Consider the following 23,677-nt stretch of genomic DNA (forward strand, 5'->3'; position numbering starts at 1 on the left):
CTCCCGCGGGCGTTAGAGGTGGGCGGCGAGGGTGGTGAGTTCGGTGCGCAGGGCGGTGAAGGCGCGGGCGCGGTGGCTGCGGGCGTTCTTCTGGTCGGGGAGGAGTTCCGCCGCCGTCCAGGCGCCCGTTTCGGGGATGAAGATCGGGTCGTAGCCGTGGCCGTTCGTGCCACGCGGGGCGGTCGCGAGGGCGCCGTCCCAGCGGCCCTCGACCACCGTCTCCTGGCCGCCAGGCAGCACGGCGTCGGGCACGACCAGCGCGATGGTGCAGCAAAAGTGCGCTCCGCGATACTCCGCCTTCACGTCGTGCAGCTGCGCGAGCAGTAGCTCGAGGTTCGCCGTCGCGTCGTGCGCGCGGCCTGACCAGCGCGCCGAGAAGATGCCGGGGGCGCCGCCGAGCACATCGACGCAGAGACCGGAGTCGTCTGCCAGGGCGACGAGGCCCGTGTGAGCGGCCGCGGCGCGCGCCTTGATCAGCGCGTTTTCTGCGAAGGTGACGCCATCCTCGATCGGCTCGGGCCCGTTGTAGGCGCGCACGCCTACTCCGGGCAGGGTGCCGGCCAGCATCGCGCGGAACTCCTCCACCTTGCTCGCGTTGTGGGTGGCGAGGACGAGGTCGAGGCTCACGCGTTCGGCTCCGCGCCGAGCGCCTCGGCCTGGATGCGGGCGAGGTCGGCGCCACCGGCGAGAGCGAGATCCAGCAGCGCGTCGAGTTCGCGGCGATCGAACGGAGCGCCCTCGGCGGTGCCCTGCACCTCGACGAAGAGGCCCCGGCCGGTGACAACGACGTTCATGTCGGTCTCGGCACGGACGTCCTCGACGTAGGCCAGGTCGAGCATCGGGACGCCGTCGATGATGCCGACGGACACGGCCGAGAGGCTGTCGATCAGCGGCTGAGCCTTCTGCCCCACGTATTTCTTGCCGCGGGCCCACTCGATCGCATCGACCATCGCCACGTAGGCTCCGGTGATCGCGGCGGTGCGGGTGCCGCCGTCGGCCTGGAGGACGTCGCAGTCGATGACGAGGGTGTTCTCGCCGAGCGCCTTGGTGTCGACGACGGCGCGCAGGCTCCGGCCGATGAGGCGCGAGATCTCGTGGGTGCGCCCGCCCACTTTGCCCTTGACCGACTCGCGATCCATCCGGGAGTTAGTGGAGCGGGGCAGCATCGCGTACTCCGCGGTAACCCAGCCCTTGCCCTTGCCCTGCAACCAGCGCGGCACTCCGGCGGTGAAGGAGGCAGTGCAGAGCACCTTCGTGTTGCCGAACGAGACAAGCGCCGAGCCCTCGGCCTGGGTGCTCCAGCCGCGCTCGATCGTCACGGTGCGCAACTCGTCGGGTGCGCGGCCATCCTTGCGCGTCGCCTGCGGTGTAGTGCTGTCGGTCACTCGGGTCTCCCTCGATTGTGCGGGAGCGCGGCCCGGTCGAGCTCGCGCAGGTTGATGGTGCCGGTCTCGACGAGATCGACGCTCGAGACCTCGGGGCCGAGGAAGCGGCGGGCGAGGCGGACGAAGTCGCTCGAGCCCGTCTCCTCCCAACGGTAGGTGGGCGGTTCGGCGGAGGTGCGTTGCAGGCCGTGAGCCACCAGCGTCCGGTACACGTCGAGGGCGGTCTCCTCGGCACTCGAGACGAGGCGGACGTCCGGGCCCATCACATAGGCGATCGCCCCGCGCAGCAGTGGATAGTGCGTGCAGCCGAGGACGAGGGTATCGACGCCCGCCGCCTTGAGCGGGGCAAAGTACTCCTCCGCCACGGCGAGCAGCTCGTCGCTCCAGGTCACGCCCGCTTCGACGAACTCGACGAAGCGCGGGCAGGCGGCAGTGAAGAGTTGCAGGTCGGGCGCGGCGACGAAGGCGTCATCATAGGCGCGGGAGCGGATCGTGCCGACGGTACCGATCACGCCGACGCGGCGGTTGCGGGTGTCGCGGACGGCGCTGCGCACGGCGGGCTGGATGACCTCGATCACGGGGATGCCACGGCCGAGGGTGTAGCGCTCGCGGGCGTCCCGCATCATCGCCGCGGAGGCCGTGTTGCAGGCGATGACCAGCAGCTTTGCGCCCTGATCCACCAGGGTGTCGAGCGTGTCGAGGGCGTAGGCGCGGACATCGGCGAGCGGCTTGGGTCCGTAGGGCGAGTGGGCGGTGTCGCCGAGGTAGACGATCGACTCGTTCTGCAGCTGGTCGATCACGGAGCGGGCGACGGTGAGCCCGCCGACTCCGGAGTCGAAGATGCCCAGGGGTGAGTCCGTCACGGAGGGACAGCCTACCCGCGCCCGAGCGCCCGGCCTCAGGGTGACGCCGGGAACCCCCAGCCGGACACGTGCCCTGGAACCCCCAGCCGACGGCGGCCATGGAACCCCCAGCCAACGGCGGCCATGGAACACTGTCCGGATGGATTCGACGGCCTTCCTCACCGACCGCTACGAGCTCACGATGGTCGAGGGCGCCCTCGGCAGCGGCACCGCCGACCGTCGCTGCATGTTCGACGTGTTCGCCAGGAGTCTCCCGCCGGGACGCCGTTACGGCGTCCTCGCCGGGACCGGACGGCTGCTCGAACTGATCTCGCGCTTCCGCTTCGGCGATGAGGAGCTGTCGTGGCTGCGGGAGAACCGCGTGGTCGATTCCCGCACGCTCGACTGGCTGGCCAATTACCGATTCCGGGGCGATATTTGGGGGTACCGGGAGGGGGAGGTCTATCTCCCAGGCTCCCCCGTGCTGATCATCGAGGCGCCGTTCGCCGATGGCGTCCTGCTCGAGACCCTGGTGCTCAGCGTCCTCAACCACGACAGTGCCATCGCGAGCGCAGCGGCGCGGATGGTCTCGGCGGCCGACGGCAGGCCGCTGGCCGAGATGGGCTCGCGCCGGGCAGGAGAGCGCTCGGCGGTCGCCGCGGCCCGCGCCGCGTACATCGCCGGCTTCGGTGCGACCTCCAACCTGGAGGCCGGCCGCAGCTTCGGGGTGCCAACCATGGGCACCTCCGCGCATGCGTTCACCCTGCTGCACGACAGCGAGGAGGAGGCGTTCCGCGCCCAGGTCGCCGCGCTCGGCCCCGGCACCACGCTGCTGGTCGACACCTACGATGTGACCGCAGCCGTCGACCTCGCCGTCCGGGTAGCAGGCACCGGTCTCGGAGCTGTGCGGATCGACTCCGGCGATCTTCCGCAGCAGGTCGCGCAGGTGCGCGCGCAACTCGACGCCCTCGGCGCGACGGGCACCCGGATCACCGTCACCAACGATCTCGACGAGCACGGCATCGCCGCCCTCGCCGCCTCTCCGGTCGACTCCTACGGTGTGGGGACCTCGGTCGCGACCGGCTCGGGGCACCCGACAGCCGGAATGGTGTACAAGCTCGTCGCCCACGAGGACGACGCGGGCGAATGGGTCGCGGTAGCGAAAAAGTCGGTCTCGAAGGCGTCGATCGGCGGGCGCAAAGCCGCAGGCCGCCTCCTCTCGGACGACGGCGTCGCCGAGGCCGAGGTCGTCCACGTGGGTGCGGGCCCGGAGGGCAGGGTCGGTGAGGGCGAGCGAGCCCTCCTCGTCCCGCTGATCGAGGACGGCGAGATCCGTTCCGAGCACCTCGGCGTCGACGGCGTCGCTACGGCACGAGCGCACCACGCGAACGCGGTGCTCGAACTGCCCCAGGATGCCCTGCGCCTGGGTCGGGGCGAGCCGGTTATCCCAACCCGCTACGAGTGAGGCGCCGAGCGGTTACTTCATCTTCGCGTAAATCTCCTTGCAGGCCGGGCAGACCGGGAACTTCTCCGGGTCGCGGCCCGGGAGCCACTTCTTTCCGCAGAGCGCGCGGACCGGCTTTCCGGTGATCGCACTCTCGAGGATCTTGTCCTTCGGCACGTAGTGGGAGAAACGCTCGTGGTCGCCGGGCTCAATGGACTCCTGGTTGAGGAGTTCTTCGAGTTCGCGATCGAGGGTGGCGGTTCCCCCGCCGCCCTCGAGAGGATCGGTACTGCTGTTCTCGGCACGCAGAATCATGCCGACGATCCTACGCGCGGAGACGAGCGTCAAGCCGACAGCTCCGGTCAGTCGACAGCCCCGAGAAGGAGACTCCAGTGGAACTGCTCTTCGTGCATGGCGCGCTGGTGCGCGACGGCGCCTGGTGGTGGCGTCGCGCTGCCACGCTGCTCGAGCAGCGGACGGGGGTTCGCAGCCGGTCGCTCGCCCTCCCCTCCTGCGGCGAGAGCGACGGCGATCCGGAGGAACCGTCGGGCCTCGTCGCCGACGCCGCGGCTCTGCGGAACGCGCTCGACGAGAGCGACGGTGCGGTCCTCGTCGGTCACTCCTACGGCGGCACCGTGATCGCCGAGGCCGGCACCCATCCCGCCGTCGCGGGCCTGATGCTCATCTCGTCCTACCTGCCCGAGGTCGGCCTCTCGCAGGGTGCGATCATGAGCGGCGAACCGGATCCGGTGCGGATCGGACTCCTTCCCGACGGATCCCTCCGGGTTTCCGGCTACGACGTCACGTCGTTCGCCGAGCGGTTCCTCCAGGACGCCGACGACGAGGACCGCGCGGGCGCGTGGGACCGCGTGACCAGCCAGTCGGCGGCCGCCTTCTCGACCCCGACGACGGCCGCGGGCTGGCAGGGCGTCGACTCGACCTACCTCGTCTGCACGGCAGATCGCAGCACCACCGTCGCACTGCAGCGCTCGCACGCTGCACGGGCGACACGCTCGGTCGACGTGCCGACCGGGCACCATCCGTTCCTCACCCGCCCCGATCTCGTCGTGGCGGAGCTGGAGGCGCTGCTCCCCCGCGACTGATCTGCTCCGGTGGGTCGGCCATCCGCTAGTAGCGGCTGGTGAAGGCAACGAGCTCGGTGGCCCGGCGCTCGAACACCCAGCCGCCGATGAGTACGCCGAGGGCGAAGACGACCACGGCACTGCCAAGGCCCACGAGCACGGCACCGCCGGCCGACTCCGGATCGACGAAGAGCGCGCGCACGGCGAGCACCACGGCGGGCGCCGAGAGAAGCAAGCCCAGGCCGAACGCGAGCGACTGCGACGCGGCTCCACTCGCGCCCGGCGCCTGCGGCTGGACGAAGGCGCTGTCGCCCGGCCGAGGCGCCGGATAGGCGAGAGCCGCCGAGACCGCACTGGCTACTCCCGCGGGAACGAGCAGCAGGCAGGCGTTCACCGCCAGGATCACGGGGAAGGCCTCGGGGCGGCCGAAGGTCGCACTGCTCACGAGCGAGCCGACAAGCACGACCGGGAGCCCGAGCAGCAGGGTCGGGAACGCGCGGCCGAGGCGGTCGGACCAGCCGGGCACGCCCGCCGAGATGTGCAGCCAGAAGGCGGAGCCGTCATAGGCCACGTCATTGTGCAGGAACCAGCCGAGAAACAGCGCGATCAGCGGCACCGGCAGCAGAGAAAGCAGCGGGAACGGCACGCCGACCACCCCGAGCAACAGCAGCGCTGCGACCGGGAGCAGTGGGACCGCCACCAGCGAGGCCTGGTAACGCGGGTCGCGCAACCAGTAGGTGATGCTGCGAGCGGCGATCGCACCTGTGCGGGTCGAGCCGAGCACATCGAACCACCCCAGGCGCAGACCACGGGGCGGACGGGACGTGCGTTCGGGACGCTCAGTGAGGATCCGCACGACAAGCCACCACAGCGCGGCGGCCGCCGCCACCGTGAGTAGCGCGATGACCAGCGGTCGGGCCGCATCGCCCGTCACGGCGGCGGGTGCGATGGCCCAGGCAGCGCCGAAGGGAGTCGCTTCGAACGCCACTCCCCAGCGCTCGAGCACCGGAGACTCGCCGGCGTCGAGCAGCGCGGCCGTCACCAGAGCGGCCGGACAGGCCAGCAGGAGGACCAGCCCGAGGACCGCGAGCAGTTCGCGAGCCGTGCGCGAAGGGACGAGAGCGGCGGAGGCGGCGAGGCCGATGCGCGCGAACAGGGCCGCCGTCACCACGCCGAGCAGCGGGCCAAGCAGCGCGAACGCTCCAGCTCCGGGGAACAGCGGAACGCTCGCCACCCCCACGACCAGCAGCGCGAGGACGGGTAGCGAGATGAGGCCCGCGAGTGCGAGCGCGCCGGCGAGACGGATCGTCGGCAAACCGAACAGCCGGAAGGCCCGCGGGTCCATCGGATCGAGCGGGCCGAGGAGGAACGGGAGCACGAGGAAGCCGAGGCCGATCAGACCGCCGCCGGTCGCCACGGCGCCTGCGGCCGCTTCAGGAGCGCAGCGCAGCGCCCCGAGCGCGGCGAGAAGTCCGGCCGTGACCGCGATGACCACGAGCACGCCGAGTACCGCGCCGGCCGAGCGCGCGGGCCCGGAGCGGAAGGCGCCGAGCAGGACGTCGATCCTCAGCCGGAGAAGTCGTGCAACCACTGCAGCCCCTCGGCGATCTGCTTACCGCCCGCGAGCTCGAGGAAACGCTCCTCGAGGGTGGCGGTGCCGGCGACCTCGGCGACCGATCCGGAGGCGAGAACCCTCCCACCGACGATCACGGCGACGTCATCGCAGACGCGCTCGATGAAGTCGAGGCCGTGACTCGAGAGCACGACCGTGCCGCCTCCCGCGACGAAGCGGCGGAGCACGGTGATCACGGCGGCGGAGGAGACGGGATCGACGGACTCGAACGGCTCGTCGAGCACCAGGACTCGCGGCGCGTGGATCATCGCCCCGGCGAGCGCCACTTTCTTGGCCATGCCTGCGGAGTAGTCCGAGATCAGCCGCTCCAGTGCGTCGGTGAGGCCGAGCGCGTCGGCGAGCTCGATCGTGCGCTGCTTGGCCGTCGGCAGGTCGATACCGCGTAAAGCGGCCGAGTAGGCGAGGAACTGGGCGCCGGTCAGCCGGTCGAAGAGTCGGAGGCGGTCGGGCAGCACACCGATCAGTGGCTTCGCAGCCGTCGGGTCTTTCCAGACGTCGATGCCGTACACGAGGACGCGGCCGGTGTCGGGGCGGAGGAGACCCGTCATCATCGAGAGGGTCGTTGTCTTGCCCGCCCCGTTGGGGCCGATGATCCCGGAGAAGGTGCCGGCGCGAACGGCCAGATCAATGCGGTCGACCGCCACTGTCCGCCCGAAAGTCCGAGTCAACTGGGTCAGTTCTAAGACGACGGGAGAGCCGCTCTCGGGGCTTGCGGTGTCCTCGGCTGCGCGCTCGGTGGGCTCGGCGTTCGTCGCGGACGTCATCCGGCTACGGTACCAACTCGCTTCCGAGTGCCCGGCGCGCGCCGGGCGGCGAACGACACGGCGAAAGGTCAACCACCCCGAAACGGGGGTGCAGAATAGTACACTCTGTCTCATTGCCGGAAACCGTCCCTCCGGTGCCTGGCAGCTGAATTCGAGGAGAAGACACGATGACGCGCACAGGTCCGACAACGAGCCGCAACCCCGCCTCCGTCGTCATCCTCGCCGCCGGCATGGGCAGCCGCCTCGGTCGTTCCCTCCCGAAGCCGCTCACGCCGCTCAGCGACGGCCGCACGATCATGCAGCAGCAGTTCGACAACATCCATTACGCGTTCGGCAAGAGTGTGCCGGTCAGCATCGTGGTCGGCTACAAGCTTGAGCACATCATTGAGGCCTTCCCTTCGGCGTCGTTCGTCTATAACGAGCAGTACGACCAGACCAACACCTCCAAGAGCCTGCTCCGCGCACTGCAGGCGAGCGGGCAGGGCGGGGTGCTCTGGATGAACGGCGACGTCGTCTTCGACCCGCGCATTCTCGACCGGGCCGCCGGGCTGATCGCCAAGGACGTCTCCTTTGTCACCGTCAATACCGCGAAGGTGTCGGACGAGGAGGTCAAGTACACGACAAGCGCCGAGGGCTTTATCGATGAGCTCTCCAAGACGGTGCGCGGCGGATTCGGCGAGGCCGTCGGTATCAACTATGTGTCTGCCTCCGACAAGGCCGCGCTGGTGCGTCAGCTCGCCCGCGTGGACGCGCAGGACTACTTCGAGCGTGGAATAGAGTGGGCGATCGAGCAGGACAGACTGCTCGTCGAGCCGATGGACATCTCCGACCTCTACGCCGTCGAGGTGGACTTCGCCGAGGACCTCGAGCGCGCGAACCTCTTCGTCTGACGCCGACGGTTCCTTTCCCGGCTCGGCCAGGGCAGGTCGGGAGGAGTCGCGCACAGTGAGCACCGCCGACATCCTCGCCTCTGAAACGGCGCTGCGTCACCGGCGCTCGCGGGCCTGGCGCTACCGACACTCGCTCTGGTTGCTGACGAAGCGCGACCTGACGGTCCGCTACGCGACGAGCGCACTCGGCTACATCTGGTCGGTGCTCGACCCGCTCGTGATGTCGGGCATCTACTACTTCGTCTTTACCGTGGTCTTCCAGCGGACCGTCGGCGAGGACCCGTACATCGTGTTCCTGCTGGCGGGCCTGCTGCCCTGGATGTGGTTCACCCAGGCCACGTCTGACGGGACCCGCGCGTTCCTCCGTGAGGCGAAGCTGGTGCGTTCGACCTCCATCCCGCGGACCATCTGGGTAGGGCGGATCGTGCTCTCGAAGGGCATCGAATTCGTGGCAAGCCTGCCCGTGCTGGTGCTGTTCGCTGTGATCGCCGGCGCGCACCTGACGTGGGCGGCGCTGCTGTTCCCGGTGGCGATCCTCCTGCAGGGGGTGCTGACGCTGGGCGTCGGCCTGCTCGTCGCTCCGCTCGTCGTGTTCTTCCGCGACCTGGAGCGGGCCGTCAAGCTCGTGCTGCGCTTCCTCTTCTACGCATCGCCCATCATCTACTCGACCGCAAATCTGCCCGAGCAGATCCGCCCGCTCGCCGCGCTTAATCCGCTCAGCGGGATCTTCGCGCTCTACCGTTCCGCCTTCTTCGAGAGCGAGCTCGACCTGCCGGTGATTCTCGCCTCCGCGGGGATCTCGGTGCTCGTGCTAGCCCTGGGCCTGATCGTCTTCCGCCTCTCCGAGCGCGCCGTGCTGAAGGAGCTGTGATGGCCGACGCCCCCGTCGTGATCGAGTGCCGCGGCCTCGGCATCCGCTTCCGCCGCAACCGTCGCGGGCGCCGCTCCTTTAAGGACCTCTTTGCCGGGCGCTCCCGCCGCTCGCGGCCGGGCGAGTTCTGGGCGCTGCGCGAGCTGAACGTCCAGGTGCGGGCGGGTGAGGCGATCGGCGTCGTGGGGCGCAACGGGCAGGGCAAGTCGACGCTGCTCAAGCTGGTTGCGGGCGTGGTGCTGCCGGATGAGGGCGCGGTGGAGGTGCGCGGCGGCGTCGCTCCGCTCATCGAGATCACCGGCGGGTTTGTCGCCGATCTCAGCGTGCGCGAAAACGTCTACCTGACGGCTGGGCTGCACGGGATGTCCAAGCGCGAGGTCGATGCCCGCTTTGACTCGATCATCGAGTTCGCCGAGATCGGCGACTTTCTGGACACCCCCTACAAGCACCTCTCCAGCGGAATGAAGGTGCGCATTGCGTTCTCGGTGGTGTCACGGCTGGAGGAGCCGATCCTCCTGGTTGACGAGGTGCTGGCCGTCGGCGACACGGCATTCCGCGAGAAGTGCTACGCGCGGATCGAGGAGCTGCTCGCCTCCGGCCGCACCCTCTTTTTCGTCTCACACAACGAACGCGACCTGCGCCGCTTCTGCACCCGCGGGCTCTACCTGGACAAGGGCCGCCTGGTGCTGGACGCGCCGATCGAGGAGGTCCTCGCGCGATACGCTGAGGACCACGCGCCGACACCGCGGAGCAGGCCGACCCCGCGGAGCAGCGCGGCGCCAAACGTGGAGGGTGCGCTCGCCGAGAACACCGTCGCCGACGACTGACCGCTCCGGCGCCTCGAAGACGCAGGAGTGCACGACATGGCCCAGAAGGACCGCAAGCGCGATCGCGCACTCGAGAAGGCCCGCGAACGGTCCGAGGGCCCCGGCGCCGCCGAGAACACGCAGCTCGCCCGGATGCTGGATCGCCTGCTCGCCGTGCAGCGGCCGGCTGTCCTCGCCAACATCCGCGCGCTGCGCCGCCGCCGCCCGTCCGCTACTCCCGAGCAGCTCATCACCGCACTCGAGCGGCAGTACCTTTCGAGCGTGACCGCCGGCGGAGCCGCGATCGGTGCGACCGCCGTCGTCCCGGGCATCGGTACAGCGGCCTCGGTCGCTCTCTCAGGAGCCGGGGCCGCTGGCTTCCTGGAGGCCAGCGCGCTCTTCGCGCAGTCGGTGACGGAGGTGCACGGCATTCCCCTCGAGGACCCCGACCGCGCCAGAGCCCTTGTGCTGACGCTGATGATGGGCTCCTCAGGCAGCGAAATGGTGCGCCAGGTCGCCGGGCAGGCCGTGGGGGGAGGCACTGGGCTCAACCAGTACTGGGGGTCGGTTGTGACGAAGGGGCTGCCGTCGTTCCTCGTCGGCGAGCTGGCCGACCGAGCGAAGAAGTCGTTCACCAAGCACTTCCTCGCGCAGCAGGGCGCCGGGCTCGTGGGGCGGGCGATGCCATTCGGGATCGGGGCGGCACTCGGCGGGGTCGGCAACGCGATGCTCGGGCGCAAGGTGATCCAGAGCGCGCGCGACGCGTTTGGCCCGGCGCCCCAGGCGTTCGGCAACACCCTCGTGCTCGAGCCCACGCGCGCCGAGCGGAAGGCGCTGGCCGCGGCGCCAGCGGAGCCGCTGGCGCTGTTCGTCCGCGATTACGGCGGAACCGGTGAGCGGACGGCGCTGCTCCTGCACGGCCTCGGCGCCGACTCCCGGATCTGGTACGCACTCGTGCCGACGCTGCACGAGCACGGCTATCGCGTGGTGGCACCCGACCTCGCGGGCCACGGCGGTTCACCGAAGTCGCCGGTGTACTCGCCGGAGCGCTGGGCCGCAGACGTGCGGGCCTCCGTGCTGCAGACCCCCGACCTGGTCATCGGCCACGGCCTCGGCGCCGTCGTCGCCGCCCGGCTCGCTCCGGAGTACCGGGCCGAGCGGCTGATCCTGCTCGACCCCGCCTACTCAGCCGCGCGCGGTATGACGAGCGCCCTGCGTCGTGGTCGATCTGTCGCCCACGTCGAGACCGGCGACGCCGACTCCCTCCGCCATCGCCACCCGATCTGGACCGACGAGCAGATCGAGCTCGACGTGTCGGCGCTCGGGCTCTGGGACCCGGCGTCGGCCGACGGGCTGGCTGCGCGCGGTGCGGCTGAGGCTCCGGGCGCCTTCCCGGTACCGACGCTCGCGGTACTTCCGGAGGACCCGCTGGGACATGACTCGCTCGGTGGCCTGCTCGGCGACCATGGCGTTGAGGTGCGCACTGCGCCGGGCGGCGGCGCGTCGATCCTGCGCGAGGACCGCGCCGCGCTGATCGCGGCAGTGGAGGATCGGCTCTAGGCGCCGGATGCTGGGATTCGAGGTCGAGAGCAAGCGGGGGCGCCCGGCAGCGGGGGAACAGCCCGCTCAGCCTCGGTGACGAACAGGTCCGGCCGTGAGGACGAGCGGCATCGCCAAGACCGTGCGGACGAGCAGGCCCCCGCTGTGGTCGTCTGCGAAGTAGCGAAGGCCGATTTTCTCGGCAACCCGCCGCGACGCCGTGTTGTCGGGATGGATGATCGCAACGAGGCGGTCGGCGAGGGCCTTCCGACGAGCCAGGTCCCGGCAGGCCGCGGCAGCCTCGGTGGCGTAGCCGCGACCGTGCAGCTCCGAGCGCACGTGGTAGCCGACCTCGAGCTCGGGCGCGCCGTTGACACTCTGCCAGGTCAGTCCGCAGTCCCCAACGAACTCGCCGCCCGTCGTCTCGACGAGCCAGAGCCCGACGCCGTGCTCCCGATAGTTCTGCCGGCTCCACTCGATCCAGCGGGCCGCATCCTCGCGACTCTTCGGAGCCGGGTAGAAGCGCATGACCTTCGGATCACCAACAAGAGCGGCCACCCGGTCGAGGTCCGCCGCGGACATCTCGCGAAAGCGTAAGCGCGCAGTGTCTCGAGGTAGCATCCGGCTCAGGATACCGGCGAGACGATGTCAGCGACTCAGCGGAACGAGCCCTCCTGCCCAGTGCCGGACGGTGCGGTCGATCAGGGCGAGTGCAGAGGTCAGCTCGAGATCGCCGGAGTGGCCATAGCCGAGCACGAGCGCCTCGGTGCCTGACCGGCCCGAGAACGCATAGTCGTGCAGAGTGGCGACGAGCAGCCCCTCCCGAAGCAGCGCGGCAGCGACCGCGGCGGACTCGAGCGGCGCGGGCAGCGAGAGGACGACGTGCAGCCCACCGTCGAGTCCACTCGCGCGGCCCCACGGGACGGCCTCGGCGAACACGCGGACCAGTTCGCGGCGGTGCGCGTACCGCCGCCGTGAGCGAGCGAGGTGGCGTCGGAATGCCCCGCTCGCCATGAACTCCGCGAGCGCGGCCTGAGTCGGGCCCGAGGCGGAGGCATCGCGCTCATCGAACGCGGTCAACGCTCCCCGGAGCCACGACGCGGGCGGGACGGCGAGGTACGCCATCCGGAGCCACGGCGAGATCGTCTTCGAGAACGAGCCGACGTGCGCGACTGCGCCGCCCGAGTCGAGGGAGGCAAGAGCGGGCAGGGGCGCGCCGACGTAGCGGAACTCGCTGTCGTAGTCGTCTTCCACCACGAGCAGTCGGCCGCCCGAGGCACGACGGACCAACTCGAGCCGCTCGGCGAGAGCGAGCCTGCCCCCGGTCGGGTACTGGTGCGAGGGGGTCACCACGACGACGTCGGCTCCGGAGCCGGCGAGAGCGTCGAGGTCGATGCCGTCGCCGCGCACAGGGACGCCGACCACCTCGTGCCCGTCCGATTGGAGGCGGCGGCGGACAGCGGGATAGCCCGGGTCCTCGACCGCGATGCGCACGGGCCGTCCGAGCGAGGCGGAGGCGGCACGCGCGAGCAGCGCGACCGCTCCGGCCGTGCCGCTGGTCACGAGCACGTCGGAGGCGTCGACGTCGACGCCACGTGACCGGCGCAACTGCTCGGCGATCTGCTCCCGCAGCCCGGGATCCCCGGAGGCGGGCGGCGCGGCGGACGGAGGCTTCGAGAGGACCCTCCGCCAGGCCGACCGCCACTCCGGCGTGTCCAGGGCTGTGGTATCGGGGCGACCCGGACGCAGGTCGGCGACGGCGCCGGTCGCGGTGCGGGGAGCGGTTCCCGCCAGCACTCGCGGTGGCGGCACCAGCAGTCCGTCGGAGGCGACGGTCACCGCCGCGCGAGGGTGCGCCACCAGGTAGCCCTCCCCCACGAGCTGATCCACGGCCGCGACGACGGAGCCGCGCGAAACACGCAGCCTCTTGGCAAGGACACGGCTCGCTGGGATCGGGTCCCCAGCTCGATAACGGCCATCGAGCACCGCCTGCCGCAACGCCTCCGCAAGAGCCGCCCGCACTCCTCCGCGCACTGGTGGGCCGAGCGGCAGGGGGATCTCGAGATCACCGGACGCCATCGATCACTCCGTTCTGGACCGCTCTGATCGCCGCCCAAGGGCATCATGACAGATCCACAACTCGTGCAAAGATCACTGCATGGACACCCTCCCCACTACCGAACGCACCCGCATGACCCGCCACCGCGAGCGCCAACGCATCGCCCCCGCCGAACTGCGCACGATCCCCGACGAGGTGCGACCGACCACCGCGCGCGAGATCGCGGCGACTCCTCAGCGAGTTCCCCAACCTGCTCCTTGCGCCGCGTGATGGTCATGGGACTTACCTCGGTCGCGGCCACGTACCGCACAGCCAGCGTCCCGCTGACCCTCTCCGGGGGCACGGGCGCGGCACCTTTCCAGTCAACGGACACCGCGAAGCAGATACGGTGGCCGGTACGTATTGCCACGGCCACGCACCGGTGGCGTCTGCACGTCCGTAATTACAGTGATCGCGCCTCGATCGCTTACACAGGCGCGCTCGCGGTCGGCGGTATCTTCTTCGGCAAGCAGGCCGTCCCTGCTAGCGGAGTGCTGGCGGGTGCGTGGGCAGCTCAGCCGACGCAAGTTCAGGGCGCCTTCTCGACCGCAGCGGACGGATCCGAATGGGTGTCGAGCTGGATCACGGACGCCGCAGTGCAGCTCCAGCCGTACGCGGAGCACATGATCTCTCTCGGCTACACGTGCGCCGCGCAAACCAACCAGCAGGGGCTCGGCGGGTGCTGGACGTCTGCGGTGCCGGAGGATGCGGGAGTGCTGGCTCCATCGAGAGCGTTGGATCAGCAGCAGTACTCACCGCTGGACGTGTGGATCGAGGTGGAAGTCGACTCACATGTGCCCGTGGGCTTCTTCCTCGGTGACTCGCTCACCGCGGGCACCGGTGCGGCCTTGCCCGTTCGGGACTCGTACGCCAACCGGTGGGCGCTCGCTAACGGGTCGATCGCGCAGATCGCCGCGCATCACGGCTCGACTTTGGACGAGTGGAACGCAGCCCGTGAGTGGAAGTGGCAGAAATTCTCCGCCCTCAGCAAACCGGACTTCGCCTATATCGCGCTCGGCGCGAATGATATTTTCAATGGCGAAGCACTCGCGACGGTGCAGGCGAGGAAGCAGAAAATCGATGGTATCCTCCGCGCGAATTTCACAAGTACTTTTTACTTGTCGACGCTACTGCCCCGCAATGGGGGCGCGACGACAGGGGGTAAGGAAGCTGTACGCGTCGCGTACAACGATTGGCTGGGCGATCTTCCCGGCGACGCGGTCCAGCTTTTCGATCTCGCGGCGGCAATCGAGTCCACGACCGGGACGATAGCCGCACGATACGCGAACGCTGACGGCGTCCACCTCAATACTGCCGGCTATGCCCGCAACGCGCGAGCTATCACCGCCTCCATGGGCTCTCAGGTGGGATTGCTACCCATCGTGCTGCCGGATGTATCCGTGGGTGGGTATACGCGGCGGTTCAATAGCCGGGCGATCGGCGCTAACGTGGGTGATGTCGTCACTTCCTGGCCTGACCCGACCAGTGGTACTGCGCTGACGACCGCCGACGCAACCATGGCTGTAGCTAACGCTCCGACTCTCGTGGCAGGTTCTGGCAACACGCCCGCCTCCGTGCGCTTCACGAGGGCGTCGTCGCAGGCGCTTGGGCAGAGTCTCTCCCGGGTGTCGCCGCATACCATCGTGACGGTGGCTCGGTGGTGGACGGTGCCCTCGGGTCTAGAAGCGCTGACGTCTAGCGGTAGCAGCACGACCGTACTGAATTTTCAGGGAGGTACTAGCGCAACTTTCCGCACGAATGCCGGCTCGAGTATTGAAGTGCTTCAGGAGCCCGGCACCGCATGGCATGTTTTTGCTAGCGTCTTCGCCGGAGCTTCTTCTGTCAGCCGGATGGACAACACGGAAACGGCGGGGAACGCGGGAAGCGCTCTTAGCTCGGCGCTCACGGTCGGCGCGTGGGGAACGACCTATTCCAATATTGACGTTGTGGACATTTTTTATTATCCTTTCGCCTTGACCTCCGCGCAACTCTCCACAGTTGTGGGTGAGTTGAAAACGATGTACGGAATCTGATGAGTGGGCGCCCCTGCTTCACCGTTTTGGTGAGGTGGGGGCGTTTCTTCTGTGGTGGCCGTTGAGCTCCGCCTGCCGCAGCGCCTCCGCGAGAGCCACCCGCACCCCTCCGCGCGCTATCGGGCCGAGCGGCAGGGGATCTTGAGATCGTCGGACACCATCGTTCTGGACCACTCCGATCGCCGCCCAGTGGCATCCTCACAGATCCACAATGCACGCGAAGATCACTGCATGGACACCCTCCCCACCACCGACCGCACCCGCATGACCCGCCACCGTGAGCGCCAGCGCACCGACCCCGCCGAACTGCACGCGATCCTCGACGAGGCGCTGATCGCGCACGTCGCCGTCGTCCGCGACGGGGTAGCGATCGTGCTGCCGACCCTCTTCGCCCGCGACGGCGAGTCCCTCCTGCTGCACGGGTCGAGCGGAGGCGGGCTCCTGCGCGAGGCCGCGCGCGGCTCCCTCCTCACCGCCTCCGTCTCGTTGGTCGATGGGCTCGTCGTGGCCCGCTCGACGTTCAACAGCTCCATGAACTACCGCTCGGTCATGGTTATCGGGCGAGCGGAGACGGTAGAGGGCGAGGAGAAAGTGCACGCCCTCGACCTGCTGGTCGCGCGTCTGCTCCCCGGTCGTGCCGACGAGGTGCGGCCGACCACCGCACGCGAGATCGCGGCGACCCTCGTGCTGCGCCTCCCGCTCGCCGAGGCGAGTGTGAAGGTGCGCGCGGCAGGCGCCGGCGACCAGCCGGAACCCGGAGTCTGGGCGGGAGTGGTGCCGCTCGTCACGCGAACGCTCACCCCGGTGCCGGCTGAGGAACAGGCAACAGGCGTGCCCGACTCCGTCGCGCGCTTCGTCGCCGCCGTCGACGGCTCCGCGCCGCCCTACCGCTGAGCGCCGTCGCCGATCCGGAGCCCGGGTGCTACTTCGCGTCCTGCCGGGGGAAGACGACCTTCTGCACGACGATGATCACCGAAGCGGCGACCGGAATCGCGACGAGCGCACCGAGCACGCCCGCGATCGTGCCGCCCGCGACCGCCGCGATCACGACAACAGCGCCTGGCACCGAGACGGCCCTGTTCATAATCCGCGGGCTGAGGACATACGCCTCGACCTGCATGTAGACGAGGTAGTAACACGCGGCGACGAGAGCGGTCAGCGGCGAAGCGAGCAGGCACGCAAGCGAGATGATGACCGCTCCGGAGATCGTGCCGACGAGCGGGATCAGCGAGCCGAGGAACGCCACGCACGCCAGCAGCGCCGGCACAGGGCCGCCGATGACGAGGAGCAGGATGAACGTCAGCACGCCGTTCACGCCGGCGAGGGTCACCTGCCCGACGACGTAGCGGCCGACCGCACCGGTGATCTCATCGCCGACCTCGTGCGCCTTCGCCCGGTGCGAGGCGGGTGCGAATCGGTAGGCGACCGCCTTCATCGAGCGGAGGGAAGCAAGGAAATACAGGGTGAGGATCAGGACGATAATGGCGCCGGTCACCCCGCTCGCGATCCCCGTGCCGACGGCGAGCAGCCCGCCGCCGAGCGAGAGCAAATTGTTCGGGTTGCCGAGGACGCCCTGCGCGTTCGCGATCAGCTCGTCAATGTCGACGATGCCGCGTAGCTGCCGCTCGAGGTCGAGCACCCACGGCTGCGCGGCGACGTCGGTAATGATCCCCGGGGCGCTGACGACGAACATCGTCAGCTGCTCGACGAGAATCGGGATGATGTAAATCAGCAGCCCGGCGAAGATCAGCACGACCACTGCGAAGACCGCCGTGATCGCCAGCGGCCGGGGTAGGCGCTTGCTCTCGAGCCAGGAGACCAGCGGATCCAGGCCAAGCGCGAAGAACATCGCTACGAAGATGTAGGTGAGTACGGTGCCGAGTTGGACGGCGAGTCCGCCGATAACGAGAGCGACCAGCACCCCCAGGCCACCGAAGAGACCGATGCGAAAGGAGCGGATCGTAAAGACCGGCTTCTCTGGGTCGGTCGAGACCACGATGTCCGGCTCAACCGCTGGCTGAGCGGGAGCCGACCGGCGCCGGCGGGAGCGGGCGAAGGCGCGCGGGGTCATCATGGATCGAGCGTATCGAAACGCGAGCGGGCCTCCCGGCGCCGACGCCGACCCTTGACGGGAGCTGGTTCGGTCCCACGGTCGATCCGCCGTGTTCGAGCGCGAACCACCAGGGCGGCGCGGGCGAGTGGAGGCGCGGAGTCAGCCCTCGGGGTCGTGCTCGTCGATGACCGCATCGCCGCGGTGGAGAGCGGCATGGCGCTCCCACTCGGCGAGGAGGTGCTCGATCGCCGCGTGGAACCGGCGGGTCGCCGCGCCGGGGGACGTATCGCCGAAGTAGTGCGCCACCCAGCGCTGCAACCGCTCGACCGCCGCGGTGTCGTGCTCGGCCCTGTCGATTCGCGCGATAATCGCGGCGGCGTCCTCGGCGAGCAGCCACTCCGCGTCGCCCAGGTAGCCGGACTCGTCCACCTCGGCCGCGGGGCTCGTCGGTCGAGTCACCAGCAGCGGCCGTCCCGTCGCGAGCCGGTCGTAGACCATCGCCGACACGTCGAGCACCGCGAGGTCGGCGACCGCCAGTTGCCAGCCGAGCTCGGCGCCGGTGTCATGCACGTGCCGGGCGGCGGGGTCGGCGGCGTTGGCGGCGGCGATCATCGCGATGATCTCGCGGTCCGCCGCCGCGTAGTCAGAGTCGACGGCGCCGCTTCTCGGGTGCGGGCGGTACACCAAGCGGAAGCGCCGGTCGGCGAGCAGCGCCCGAACGAGCGCGACGCCGTGGCTGCGGATCGAGCCGTACCCCGCCGCCAGCCGATCGCCCTCCCAGGTCGGCGCGTAGAGGATGACCCGGCGCTCGTCCGGCTCGAAGGGCGTCCCGCCGGCGAAGTGGTCGGCCTGCGGGCGACCGATGGCCAGCGCGCGCGTGTCGAAGTCGTAGTTCCAGAGCACGCGGTGCAGACGGGCGAGTGCGGCGTCTCCGGCGATCAGGCTGTAGTCGTAGGCCTTGAACTGGTTGGTCGTCATGTACATCTTGTCGCTTTCGCCGTGGTTGACGAAGACGTGCCAGCGGCGGCCGTACCGCATCATCTGGAAATTGCGCGCGTTCTGGTTGACATACAGGATCACGCGCAGCGGCTGGCTCGCAATGGTGCTCTCGAGGTCGGCGACCGAGCGGACATAGGCGACCGGGAGCGGGCTTTCGCGCAGCAGCACGTCGGCGGCGCTCGCGGTGCGGCTGAGCAGCACGACCGGATGCGTCCGCGCGAGCTCCGCGAGTGGCCCGTACCACTGCCGCACCTGATAGAGGTTAATGTCACCGTCGGCGAAGTAGACGCCCACCTCGAAGCGGTCTTCCGGCAGGGGTCCGCGCGCGGCGAGCAGGCGCGCGACCGCGACGCGGGCGCGCCGGGCGGCCAGCAACTCACCGCCCATCGTGATGGCGAGACGCGCGTCGGTGCGGAGACGGTCGAAGAGGGCGCGAGGGGCGGAAGTCATCCCGTTCAGGCTACCGGCGGCGGCCCCCGGATCAGGGGCACCGAGAACCACTCAGACCGGGGTTACCCGCAGCCAGACGAACTGGAGAGGCGCCAGCCGGAAGCCCTCTCGCAGATCGACGTCGATCTCGGTGACCAGATCGACCGCCTCCGGAGCGAACCTGCCGAAGCGCTCGGGCGCGACCTCCTGCACTTCCTCCGACACATTCACGAGCACGAGGACGGCCTCGCCGTCGCCCGGGCGCTGGTAGCCCAGGACGTGGTCGTTCATCGCATCGAAACCGGTCAGTGCGATGCCCGCGAACATCGGCGTCGCCTTGCGCACCGCGATCAGGTGTACGAGCCCACCGAAGATCTCGCTCGCGGCCGTCCCCGGGACCTCGCGCTCGGCGTAGCGTGCCCAGGGGCGCCGGGGCCGGTTAACCCACCGCGAGTCGCTGGCCGTCTCGGGGTCGTCGAGGTAGCTGTGATCGTTCAGCTGAGCGACCTCGTCGCCGAGGTAGAGCAGTGGCAGTCCACCGGTGCTCAGCGCGATCGAATGGGCGAGGAGGACACGGTCGATGCCGTAGCGATCGCCGGCCTCGATCCCGGCCAGCGAGGCCGTCGTGCCCGACACGCGCCGGTCACCCGTCCGCGGGTTCTCCTGGAACGGCACCCCGCGGGCGAAAGTCCCGTCGAAGCGGCCAGTGTAGAAGTCATTGAGGAACCTCCGGTGGCCGGCCACGTCGATCCCCAGCTCGGCCGCATCCTCATCGGCGAAGGTCCAGCCGATGTCGTCGTGACCGCGCACATAGTTGACCCACGCCGTGCCCGCGGGCAGCGCATGCCGACGCTCCAACGCCTGCGCGAGGAGGCTAACGTCCCGCGTGGCCAGCGCCTCCCAGGTCAGCGCCATCTGCAGCGGGTTGTACGAGAGCTGACACTCCTCGACGTCGATGTACTCGATCACCTCGTCGGGATGCACGATCGCCTCGGACTTGAACAGCAGCGCCGGAGCCGCCAGACGGCAGACCTCGTTGAAGGCGCGCAGCAGAAGGTGCGCCTGCGGCTGCGATTCACAGGTGGTGCCGAGCTCCTTCCAGATGAAGGCCACCGCGTCCATCCGCAGGGCGTCAATGCCCTGATTGGCGAGGAAGAGCATCTCCCCCGCCATAGCCCGGAACACCTCAGGGTTGGCGTAGTTGAGGTCCCACTGGTAGCGGTGGAACGTCGTCCACACCCAGCGGCCGTCCTCCAGCTGCACGAAGGAGCCGGGATGATCGTCCGGGAAGATCTCTCGGGTGGTGCGCTCGAAGGAGTCCGGCATCTCCCGGTCCGGGAAGATCCAGTAGTAGTCCTCGAAGCGCGGCTCGCCGGCCAGCGCCCGCCGCGCCCACTCGTGCTCGTTCGAGGTGTGATTGAAGACGAAGTCGACGACGAGGGCGATGCCCTGCTCGCGCAACTCGGCGGCCAGCAGGCGCAACTGTTCCATGTCGCCCAGGTCGGGCCGCACTCGCCGGTAACTGGACACCGCGTAGCCGCCGTCCGATTCGCCCTGCGGTGCGTCGAATAGCGGCATCAGGTGCAGGTAGTTCAGCCCGAGCTCGCGGAAATAAGGGATCTCGGCGCGCAGACCCTCGAGAGTGCCGGCGAAGCGATCGACATAGCAGACACCGCCGAGCGCCTTGTTCGAGAGGAACCAGTCCGGGTTCAGCTCACGGGCGCGGTCGAGCGCGCGCAGCTCCTGGGACCGCTCCTCCCACGAGGCGGCGGCGAGTTCGACGATCGCAACGAGCTGGTCGACGAGGTCGTCGCGGCCCGCATAGACCGCGGACAGCAACCCGACCAGCCGCGGGAGGTGCGCGTCGAGCCGCTCGCGAAGCTCGTCCTCGACAGGGCCAAGGCGTCCGCGGACAGCCGCGAGAAGATCCGCCTCGGCAGCGGTCGCCTCCTGCTCGGCGCGCTCGGGCGGGGAGAGCTGGGTCGAATCGAACACCGTCGTCCTTTCGGGGCCCCGGCGGGGGCGGATTCCCCGATGCTAGACGATCGGCGGACGCCCGGCGAACGCCATCCGGAGTACCGTGCGCGCCGAGAGCACACGCCGCCCTCCCGGATCGGATCGCCAGCCCTCCCGCCAGCCCGCGAACCACGCGCGCAGAGCGGCCGGGTCGCGGCGCCAGCGCAGGCACTGGATCGCGGTCCAGGAGCCGACATAGGCGACGGCGAGCGGAGCGGCGAGGTTGCGCCGCGCGAGCCAGACCCGGTTCCGCGCGTTGAGCCGGTAGTAGTCCGCATGCCGGGTCGGCTGGATCACCGGATGCTGCGCAACGAGATCGCCCGCGTACCAGGCCGTGCATCCGGTGCCCCAGACCCGCCACGCCAGCTCGATGCCCTCGTGCGCATAGAAGAAGGGAGCGGCCCAGCCGCCCGTCTGAGCGAACACGTCGCGGCGCAGTACGACAGCCCCTTCCCAGACGGAGAAGACGGGGCCGGAGCGGCGCGCGTCGCCCTTGCGAATGCGCGGGATCCACCGCCGCGGGCTCGGCGAGCCGTCGGTGCTGTCCACCCGCGGCTGCACGAGCCCAACCCGACGCGGCGACGAGAGCAGGGCGACGCAGTCGAGCAGGAAGCGCGGCGAGGGCACGCGGGCATCGTCGTCGAGGAAGAACAGGTACTCCCCCTCGACCACGGCCGCTCCGGCGTTGCGACCCGCGGGGATGCCGAAATTCTCGGGCAGCGCGAGCGCGCGCACCCCGTCCGGCAGACCCTCAGGCTCCCAGCCGTTACCGACACAGACGATGTCGAGTTCGACCCCCTCCTGCGCGAGCACGCTCGCGAGGCCCGCGGCGAGGTCATCGGGCCGAGTCCCCTGCGTCAGGACGACGACTCCGACCCTCGGCTCAGGAGCGAACACGTCGAGAGGCCATGATCGCGACAAAATGACCCACCAGAGCGAGCAGGGCGAGTGGCAGCAGCGCCCCGACCAGGACGCGATCGGCGGTCCCTGCTCCGACGACGAGGCCCACCAGGGCGGCGGCGAACGCCAGCATGGTCAGCTCGACGGAGTGGTAGAGCCGGTGGAACGGCAGGAAGCGGGCCGCGCGGCGCAGGCGCGCCAGTCCGGAGGAAGACACAGCGGCCTCCCCCTTCGTATCGGCCAGCTTGATCAGCCCCGCGTTCGCCCGCGCGACGTGCACCATGTCGTTCAGAGCCTTATTGAGCACGATCACGAGCGCGAGCGCGAAGCCCACACTCGTCCAGAGGAAGTCCCCCGGCGTCTCGAACGGGAAACCCGCCGCGCGGAGCCCGAGGGCGATCGGGATCAGCGCCTCCGTCGTATAGTGACCCACCTTGTCCAGAAACACGCCTGCCGGCGACGATGTACGGCGCCAGCGCGCGACCTCGCCGTCGCAGCAGTCGACGAGCATCTGCAGCTGGCCGAGGAGCAGCGCCAGCGCGGCCCCGGCGACTCCCGGGATCACCAGCGCGGCGGCGGCACTCCAGCCCACCAGGATCATCAGTCCGGTGACGCCGTTCGCCGAGATCGACGTCCGCACGAGAAGCCAGGTCAGGTACGGCGAGAGCCGGCGGAGGTAGAGCGAGGCGGTCCAGTGCTCTGCATTGCGGCGCCCGCGGACTTCCGGCGGTTGCGTGACCGCCCTGAGTTCGGCGAGGGAGCGGGGTCTCGTGGTCATGCGCCCCTCGGCGTGTCGGACCGCGGCTGGTGGCGGTGGGCGGAGATGTTGCTGGTCAGCCCGGCGAAGCCGAGCACGAACCCTGTCCCCCAGGCCACATGGATGGCCGGGATGACCACGGCGAACCACAGCATCGCACGGGTACCATCCTGCCGCGCGATCGTGATCGCCGCGGCGACAACCAGGAGGAGATAACCCACCGGGACCGCGAAGCCGAGCAGCAGCCACGGTGCCGCGTGGGAGAGCGCCTGCGCGACTCCGCCCAGGCCCGCGACGAGCCCGAGCGCGAGCAGCGCCACGAGCAGCGGCGGGGCGAAGTAGCGGAGCGAGCGCGAGGCCGGGAACATCCGGGTCAGCTCGCCGCGCCACATCCCGGTCGAGAGGAACTGGCGTAGCAGCGCGCGCATCGACGGCCGCGGCCGATAGGTCACGGTGAGACGCGGAGTGAACCAGACGACCTCGCCGCCCTCGCGGAGGCGCCGGTTCAGCTCCCAGTCCTGACCGCGCTTGAAGCGTTCGTCGAAGTTGCCGGCGCGCTCGAGCGCCGAGCGGCGAAAGACTCCGAGATAGACCGTGTCGGCCGGCCCCTCCTGCCCGCCGATGTGGTGCGGGGTGCCGCCCAGGCCGATCCGGGAGCCGTAGGCGCGGGCGACGGCCCGCTGGAACGGGGTGAGCCCCTCCGCCGCCATCACCCCGCCGACGTTCGCGGCCCCGGAGCGCTGCAATGCCTCGACGGCTGTGCGCGCGTACTCGGGCGGCAGCACGGAGTGCGCGTCGACTCGGACGACCACCGGATATCGCGAGGCGCGGATGGCAGCATTGAGCCCCGCGGGCGTGGAACCGACCTCGTTGGGCACGACGCGGATCCGCGGATCGGCCGCGCTGAGTTCGGCGACGAGTTCCTCGGTGCCGTCAATGCTCGGCGCGAGGGCGAGCACGATGTCGAACGGCCCGGAGTAGTCCTGACCCAGCAGCGAGTTGACCGCCGCGCGCACGTGGGTGACCTCGTTCAGCACGGGCATGACGTAGGACACGCCCGGCAGGTCGGAGAGGTCGTCCGTCGAGGTCTCGGGCTGCATGGGTCCAGTTCGTGCGGGCTTGGGCACCGGGACAGT

At 69.7% G+C, this 23,677-nt stretch carries 23 protein-coding genes; 9 read left to right on the forward strand and 14 right to left on the reverse strand.

Translation table 11 applies throughout. The annotated features are described in order from the left end of the window. Nucleotides 1-12: 12 nt before the first annotated feature. The 3 genes from rdgB to murI are packed head-to-tail and all read right to left on the reverse strand — an operon-like array spanning nt 13 to nt 2,248. Complete coding sequence (rdgB, locus tag HRF29_RS05675; protein WP_173246089.1) at nt 13-627, reverse strand: RdgB/HAM1 family non-canonical purine NTP pyrophosphatase; 615 nt, start codon at nt 625-627, stop codon at nt 13-15. Further along, the gene (rph, locus tag HRF29_RS05680) at nt 624-1,385 is read right to left on the reverse strand and encodes a ribonuclease PH (protein ID WP_173246092.1); all 762 of its coding nucleotides are present in this window, start codon (nt 1,383-1,385) and stop codon (nt 624-626) included. Before rph ends, rdgB begins: the two co-directional genes overlap by 4 nt. Then, nucleotides 1,382-2,248 carry a glutamate racemase gene (murI, locus tag HRF29_RS05685; protein WP_173246095.1) on the reverse strand — a complete coding sequence of 289 codons (867 nt, stop codon included), beginning with the start codon at nt 2,246-2,248 and terminating at the stop codon, nt 1,382-1,384. Before murI ends, rph begins: the two co-directional genes overlap by 4 nt. 139 nt (nt 2,249-2,387) lie before the next feature. Between murI and HRF29_RS05690 the strand changes: the two genes are divergently transcribed. Then, nucleotides 2,388-3,692: a nicotinate phosphoribosyltransferase gene (locus HRF29_RS05690; RefSeq protein WP_173246098.1), complete on the forward strand. Its 1,305-nt coding sequence runs from the start codon at nt 2,388-2,390 to the stop codon at nt 3,690-3,692. Nucleotides 3,693-3,704: 12 nt separating this feature from the next. Here the strand turns inward: HRF29_RS05690 and HRF29_RS05695 are convergent, their stop codons facing one another. Further along, a complete protein-coding gene (locus tag HRF29_RS05695) occupies nt 3,705-3,986 on the reverse strand; it encodes a DUF3039 domain-containing protein (RefSeq protein ID WP_173246102.1) in 282 nt (93 codons plus the stop codon). Between the two features lie 77 nt (nt 3,987-4,063). Between HRF29_RS05695 and HRF29_RS05700 the strand changes: the two genes are divergently transcribed. Then, on the forward strand, nt 4,064-4,774 hold the full coding sequence (locus HRF29_RS05700; RefSeq protein ID WP_173246105.1) for an alpha/beta fold hydrolase: 711 nt from the start codon (nt 4,064-4,066) through the stop codon (nt 4,772-4,774). A 25-nt stretch (nt 4,775-4,799) separates the two neighbouring features. Here HRF29_RS05700 and HRF29_RS05705 read toward each other — a convergent pair whose 3' ends face one another. Both HRF29_RS05705 and HRF29_RS05710 read right to left on the reverse strand, forming a co-directional pair. Continuing rightward, nucleotides 4,800-6,344, reverse strand: a complete 1,545-nt coding sequence (locus HRF29_RS05705) for an ABC transporter permease (protein ID WP_173246108.1) — start codon at nt 6,342-6,344, stop codon at nt 4,800-4,802. Next, entirely contained in the window at nt 6,320-7,150 is an 831-nt protein-coding gene (locus HRF29_RS05710; protein ID WP_246226780.1) for an ABC transporter ATP-binding protein, read from the reverse strand. The genes HRF29_RS05705 and HRF29_RS05710 overlap by 25 nt, the downstream gene beginning before the upstream one ends. 167 nt (nt 7,151-7,317) lie before the next feature. On the opposite strand from HRF29_RS05710, the gene HRF29_RS05715 reads away from it, so the two are divergent. From HRF29_RS05715 to HRF29_RS05730, 4 genes are read left to right on the forward strand one after another with little or no spacing between them, the layout of a single operon-like run. Continuing rightward, complete coding sequence (locus tag HRF29_RS05715; RefSeq protein ID WP_173246115.1) at nt 7,318-8,040, forward strand: phosphocholine cytidylyltransferase family protein; 723 nt, start codon at nt 7,318-7,320, stop codon at nt 8,038-8,040. Nucleotides 8,041-8,095: 55 nt separating this feature from the next. Next, a complete protein-coding gene (locus tag HRF29_RS05720) occupies nt 8,096-8,911 on the forward strand; it encodes an ABC transporter permease (RefSeq protein ID WP_425503107.1) in 816 nt (271 codons plus the stop codon). Then, nucleotides 8,911-9,738, forward strand: a complete 828-nt coding sequence (locus HRF29_RS05725) for an ABC transporter ATP-binding protein (protein WP_173246118.1) — start codon at nt 8,911-8,913, stop codon at nt 9,736-9,738. Before HRF29_RS05720 ends, HRF29_RS05725 begins: the two co-directional genes overlap by 1 nt. A gap of 36 nt (nt 9,739-9,774) precedes the next feature. Continuing rightward, nucleotides 9,775-11,277 (forward strand): alpha/beta fold hydrolase, encoded by a 1,503-nt coding sequence (locus tag HRF29_RS05730; RefSeq protein ID WP_173246120.1) that lies wholly within the window; start codon nt 9,775-9,777, stop codon nt 11,275-11,277. A gap of 66 nt (nt 11,278-11,343) precedes the next feature. On the opposite strand, the gene HRF29_RS05735 is transcribed toward HRF29_RS05730, so the two are convergent. Continuing rightward, complete coding sequence (locus tag HRF29_RS05735; protein WP_173246123.1) at nt 11,344-11,877, reverse strand: GNAT family N-acetyltransferase; 534 nt, start codon at nt 11,875-11,877, stop codon at nt 11,344-11,346. A gap of 27 nt (nt 11,878-11,904) precedes the next feature. After that, the gene (gene pdxR, locus HRF29_RS05740) at nt 11,905-13,335 is read right to left on the reverse strand and encodes a MocR-like pyridoxine biosynthesis transcription factor PdxR (protein ID WP_173246126.1); all 1,431 of its coding nucleotides are present in this window, start codon (nt 13,333-13,335) and stop codon (nt 11,905-11,907) included. Nucleotides 13,336-13,414: 79 nt separating this feature from the next. On the opposite strand from pdxR, the gene HRF29_RS05745 reads away from it, so the two are divergent. From HRF29_RS05745 to HRF29_RS05755, 3 genes are all read left to right on the forward strand, one after another. Then, complete coding sequence (locus HRF29_RS05745; protein WP_173246129.1) at nt 13,415-13,585, forward strand: hypothetical protein; 171 nt, start codon at nt 13,415-13,417, stop codon at nt 13,583-13,585. Then, nucleotides 13,585-15,387 carry an SGNH/GDSL hydrolase family protein gene (locus tag HRF29_RS05750; RefSeq protein WP_246226838.1) on the forward strand — a complete coding sequence of 601 codons (1,803 nt, stop codon included), beginning with the start codon at nt 13,585-13,587 and terminating at the stop codon, nt 15,385-15,387. The genes HRF29_RS05745 and HRF29_RS05750 overlap by 1 nt, the downstream gene beginning before the upstream one ends. Nucleotides 15,388-15,618: 231 nt before the next feature. Beyond that, nucleotides 15,619-16,281 (forward strand): pyridoxamine 5'-phosphate oxidase family protein, encoded by a 663-nt coding sequence (locus HRF29_RS05755; RefSeq protein WP_173246135.1) that lies wholly within the window; start codon nt 15,619-15,621, stop codon nt 16,279-16,281. Nucleotides 16,282-16,309: 28 nt separating this feature from the next. Here HRF29_RS05755 and HRF29_RS05760 read toward each other — a convergent pair whose 3' ends face one another. The 6 genes from HRF29_RS05760 to HRF29_RS05785 form a co-directional block, all read right to left on the reverse strand. Further along, nucleotides 16,310-17,461, reverse strand: coding sequence for an AI-2E family transporter (locus HRF29_RS05760; protein WP_246226782.1), 1,152 nt, complete (start codon nt 17,459-17,461; stop codon nt 16,310-16,312). Between the two features lie 138 nt (nt 17,462-17,599). Then, nucleotides 17,600-18,889 carry a hypothetical protein gene (locus HRF29_RS05765; protein WP_187698290.1) on the reverse strand — a complete coding sequence of 430 codons (1,290 nt, stop codon included), beginning with the start codon at nt 18,887-18,889 and terminating at the stop codon, nt 17,600-17,602. Between the two features lie 51 nt (nt 18,890-18,940). Beyond that, nucleotides 18,941-20,863, reverse strand: coding sequence for an alpha-amylase family glycosyl hydrolase (locus HRF29_RS05770; RefSeq protein WP_173246139.1), 1,923 nt, complete (start codon nt 20,861-20,863; stop codon nt 18,941-18,943). A gap of 42 nt (nt 20,864-20,905) precedes the next feature. After that, nucleotides 20,906-21,781: a glycosyltransferase gene (locus HRF29_RS05775; RefSeq protein WP_173246142.1), complete on the reverse strand. Its 876-nt coding sequence runs from the start codon at nt 21,779-21,781 to the stop codon at nt 20,906-20,908. Then, entirely contained in the window at nt 21,768-22,562 is a 795-nt protein-coding gene (locus HRF29_RS05780) for a CDP-alcohol phosphatidyltransferase family protein (protein WP_173246145.1), read from the reverse strand. The genes HRF29_RS05775 and HRF29_RS05780 overlap by 14 nt, the downstream gene beginning before the upstream one ends. After that, complete coding sequence (locus HRF29_RS05785; protein WP_173246148.1) at nt 22,559-23,641, reverse strand: glycosyltransferase family 2 protein; 1,083 nt, start codon at nt 23,639-23,641, stop codon at nt 22,559-22,561. Before HRF29_RS05785 ends, HRF29_RS05780 begins: the two co-directional genes overlap by 4 nt. Nucleotides 23,642-23,677 lie beyond the last annotated feature (36 nt).

Source organism: Rathayibacter agropyri, from assembly GCF_013249015.1.
Lineage (GTDB): Bacteria > Actinomycetota > Actinomycetes > Actinomycetales > Microbacteriaceae > Rathayibacter > Rathayibacter agropyri.

Excerpts from the sequence above, each read along its gene's own strand:
- HRF29_RS05690 (WP_173246098.1), top strand. The coding sequence starts at position 2,388 with ATGGATTCGACGGCCTTCCTCACCGACCGCTACGAGCTCACGATGGTC.
- HRF29_RS05695 (WP_173246102.1), bottom strand. The coding sequence starts at position 3,986 with ATGATTCTGCGTGCCGAGAACAGCAGTACCGATCCTCTCGAGGGCGGC.
- HRF29_RS05710 (WP_246226780.1), bottom strand. The coding sequence starts at position 7,150 with ATGACGTCCGCGACGAACGCCGAGCCCACCGAGCGCGCAGCCGAGGAC.
- HRF29_RS05715 (WP_173246115.1), top strand. The coding sequence starts at position 7,318 with ATGACGCGCACAGGTCCGACAACGAGCCGCAACCCCGCCTCCGTCGTC.
- HRF29_RS05725 (WP_173246118.1), top strand. The coding sequence starts at position 8,911 with ATGGCCGACGCCCCCGTCGTGATCGAGTGCCGCGGCCTCGGCATCCGC.
- HRF29_RS05730 (WP_173246120.1), top strand. The coding sequence starts at position 9,775 with ATGGCCCAGAAGGACCGCAAGCGCGATCGCGCACTCGAGAAGGCCCGC.
- HRF29_RS05735 (WP_173246123.1), bottom strand. The coding sequence starts at position 11,877 with ATGCTACCTCGAGACACTGCGCGCTTACGCTTTCGCGAGATGTCCGCG.
- pdxR (WP_173246126.1), bottom strand. The coding sequence starts at position 13,335 with ATGGCGTCCGGTGATCTCGAGATCCCCCTGCCGCTCGGCCCACCAGTG.
- HRF29_RS05745 (WP_173246129.1), top strand. The coding sequence starts at position 13,415 with ATGGACACCCTCCCCACTACCGAACGCACCCGCATGACCCGCCACCGC.
- HRF29_RS05750 (WP_246226838.1), top strand. The coding sequence starts at position 13,585 with ATGGTCATGGGACTTACCTCGGTCGCGGCCACGTACCGCACAGCCAGC.
- HRF29_RS05755 (WP_173246135.1), top strand. The coding sequence starts at position 15,619 with ATGGACACCCTCCCCACCACCGACCGCACCCGCATGACCCGCCACCGT.
- HRF29_RS05760 (WP_246226782.1), bottom strand. The coding sequence starts at position 17,461 with ATGATGACCCCGCGCGCCTTCGCCCGCTCCCGCCGGCGCCGGTCGGCT.
- HRF29_RS05765 (WP_187698290.1), bottom strand. The coding sequence starts at position 18,889 with ATGACTTCCGCCCCTCGCGCCCTCTTCGACCGTCTCCGCACCGACGCG.
- HRF29_RS05780 (WP_173246145.1), bottom strand. The coding sequence starts at position 22,562 with ATGACCACGAGACCCCGCTCCCTCGCCGAACTCAGGGCGGTCACGCAA.
- HRF29_RS05785 (WP_173246148.1), bottom strand. The coding sequence starts at position 23,641 with ATGCAGCCCGAGACCTCGACGGACGACCTCTCCGACCTGCCGGGCGTG.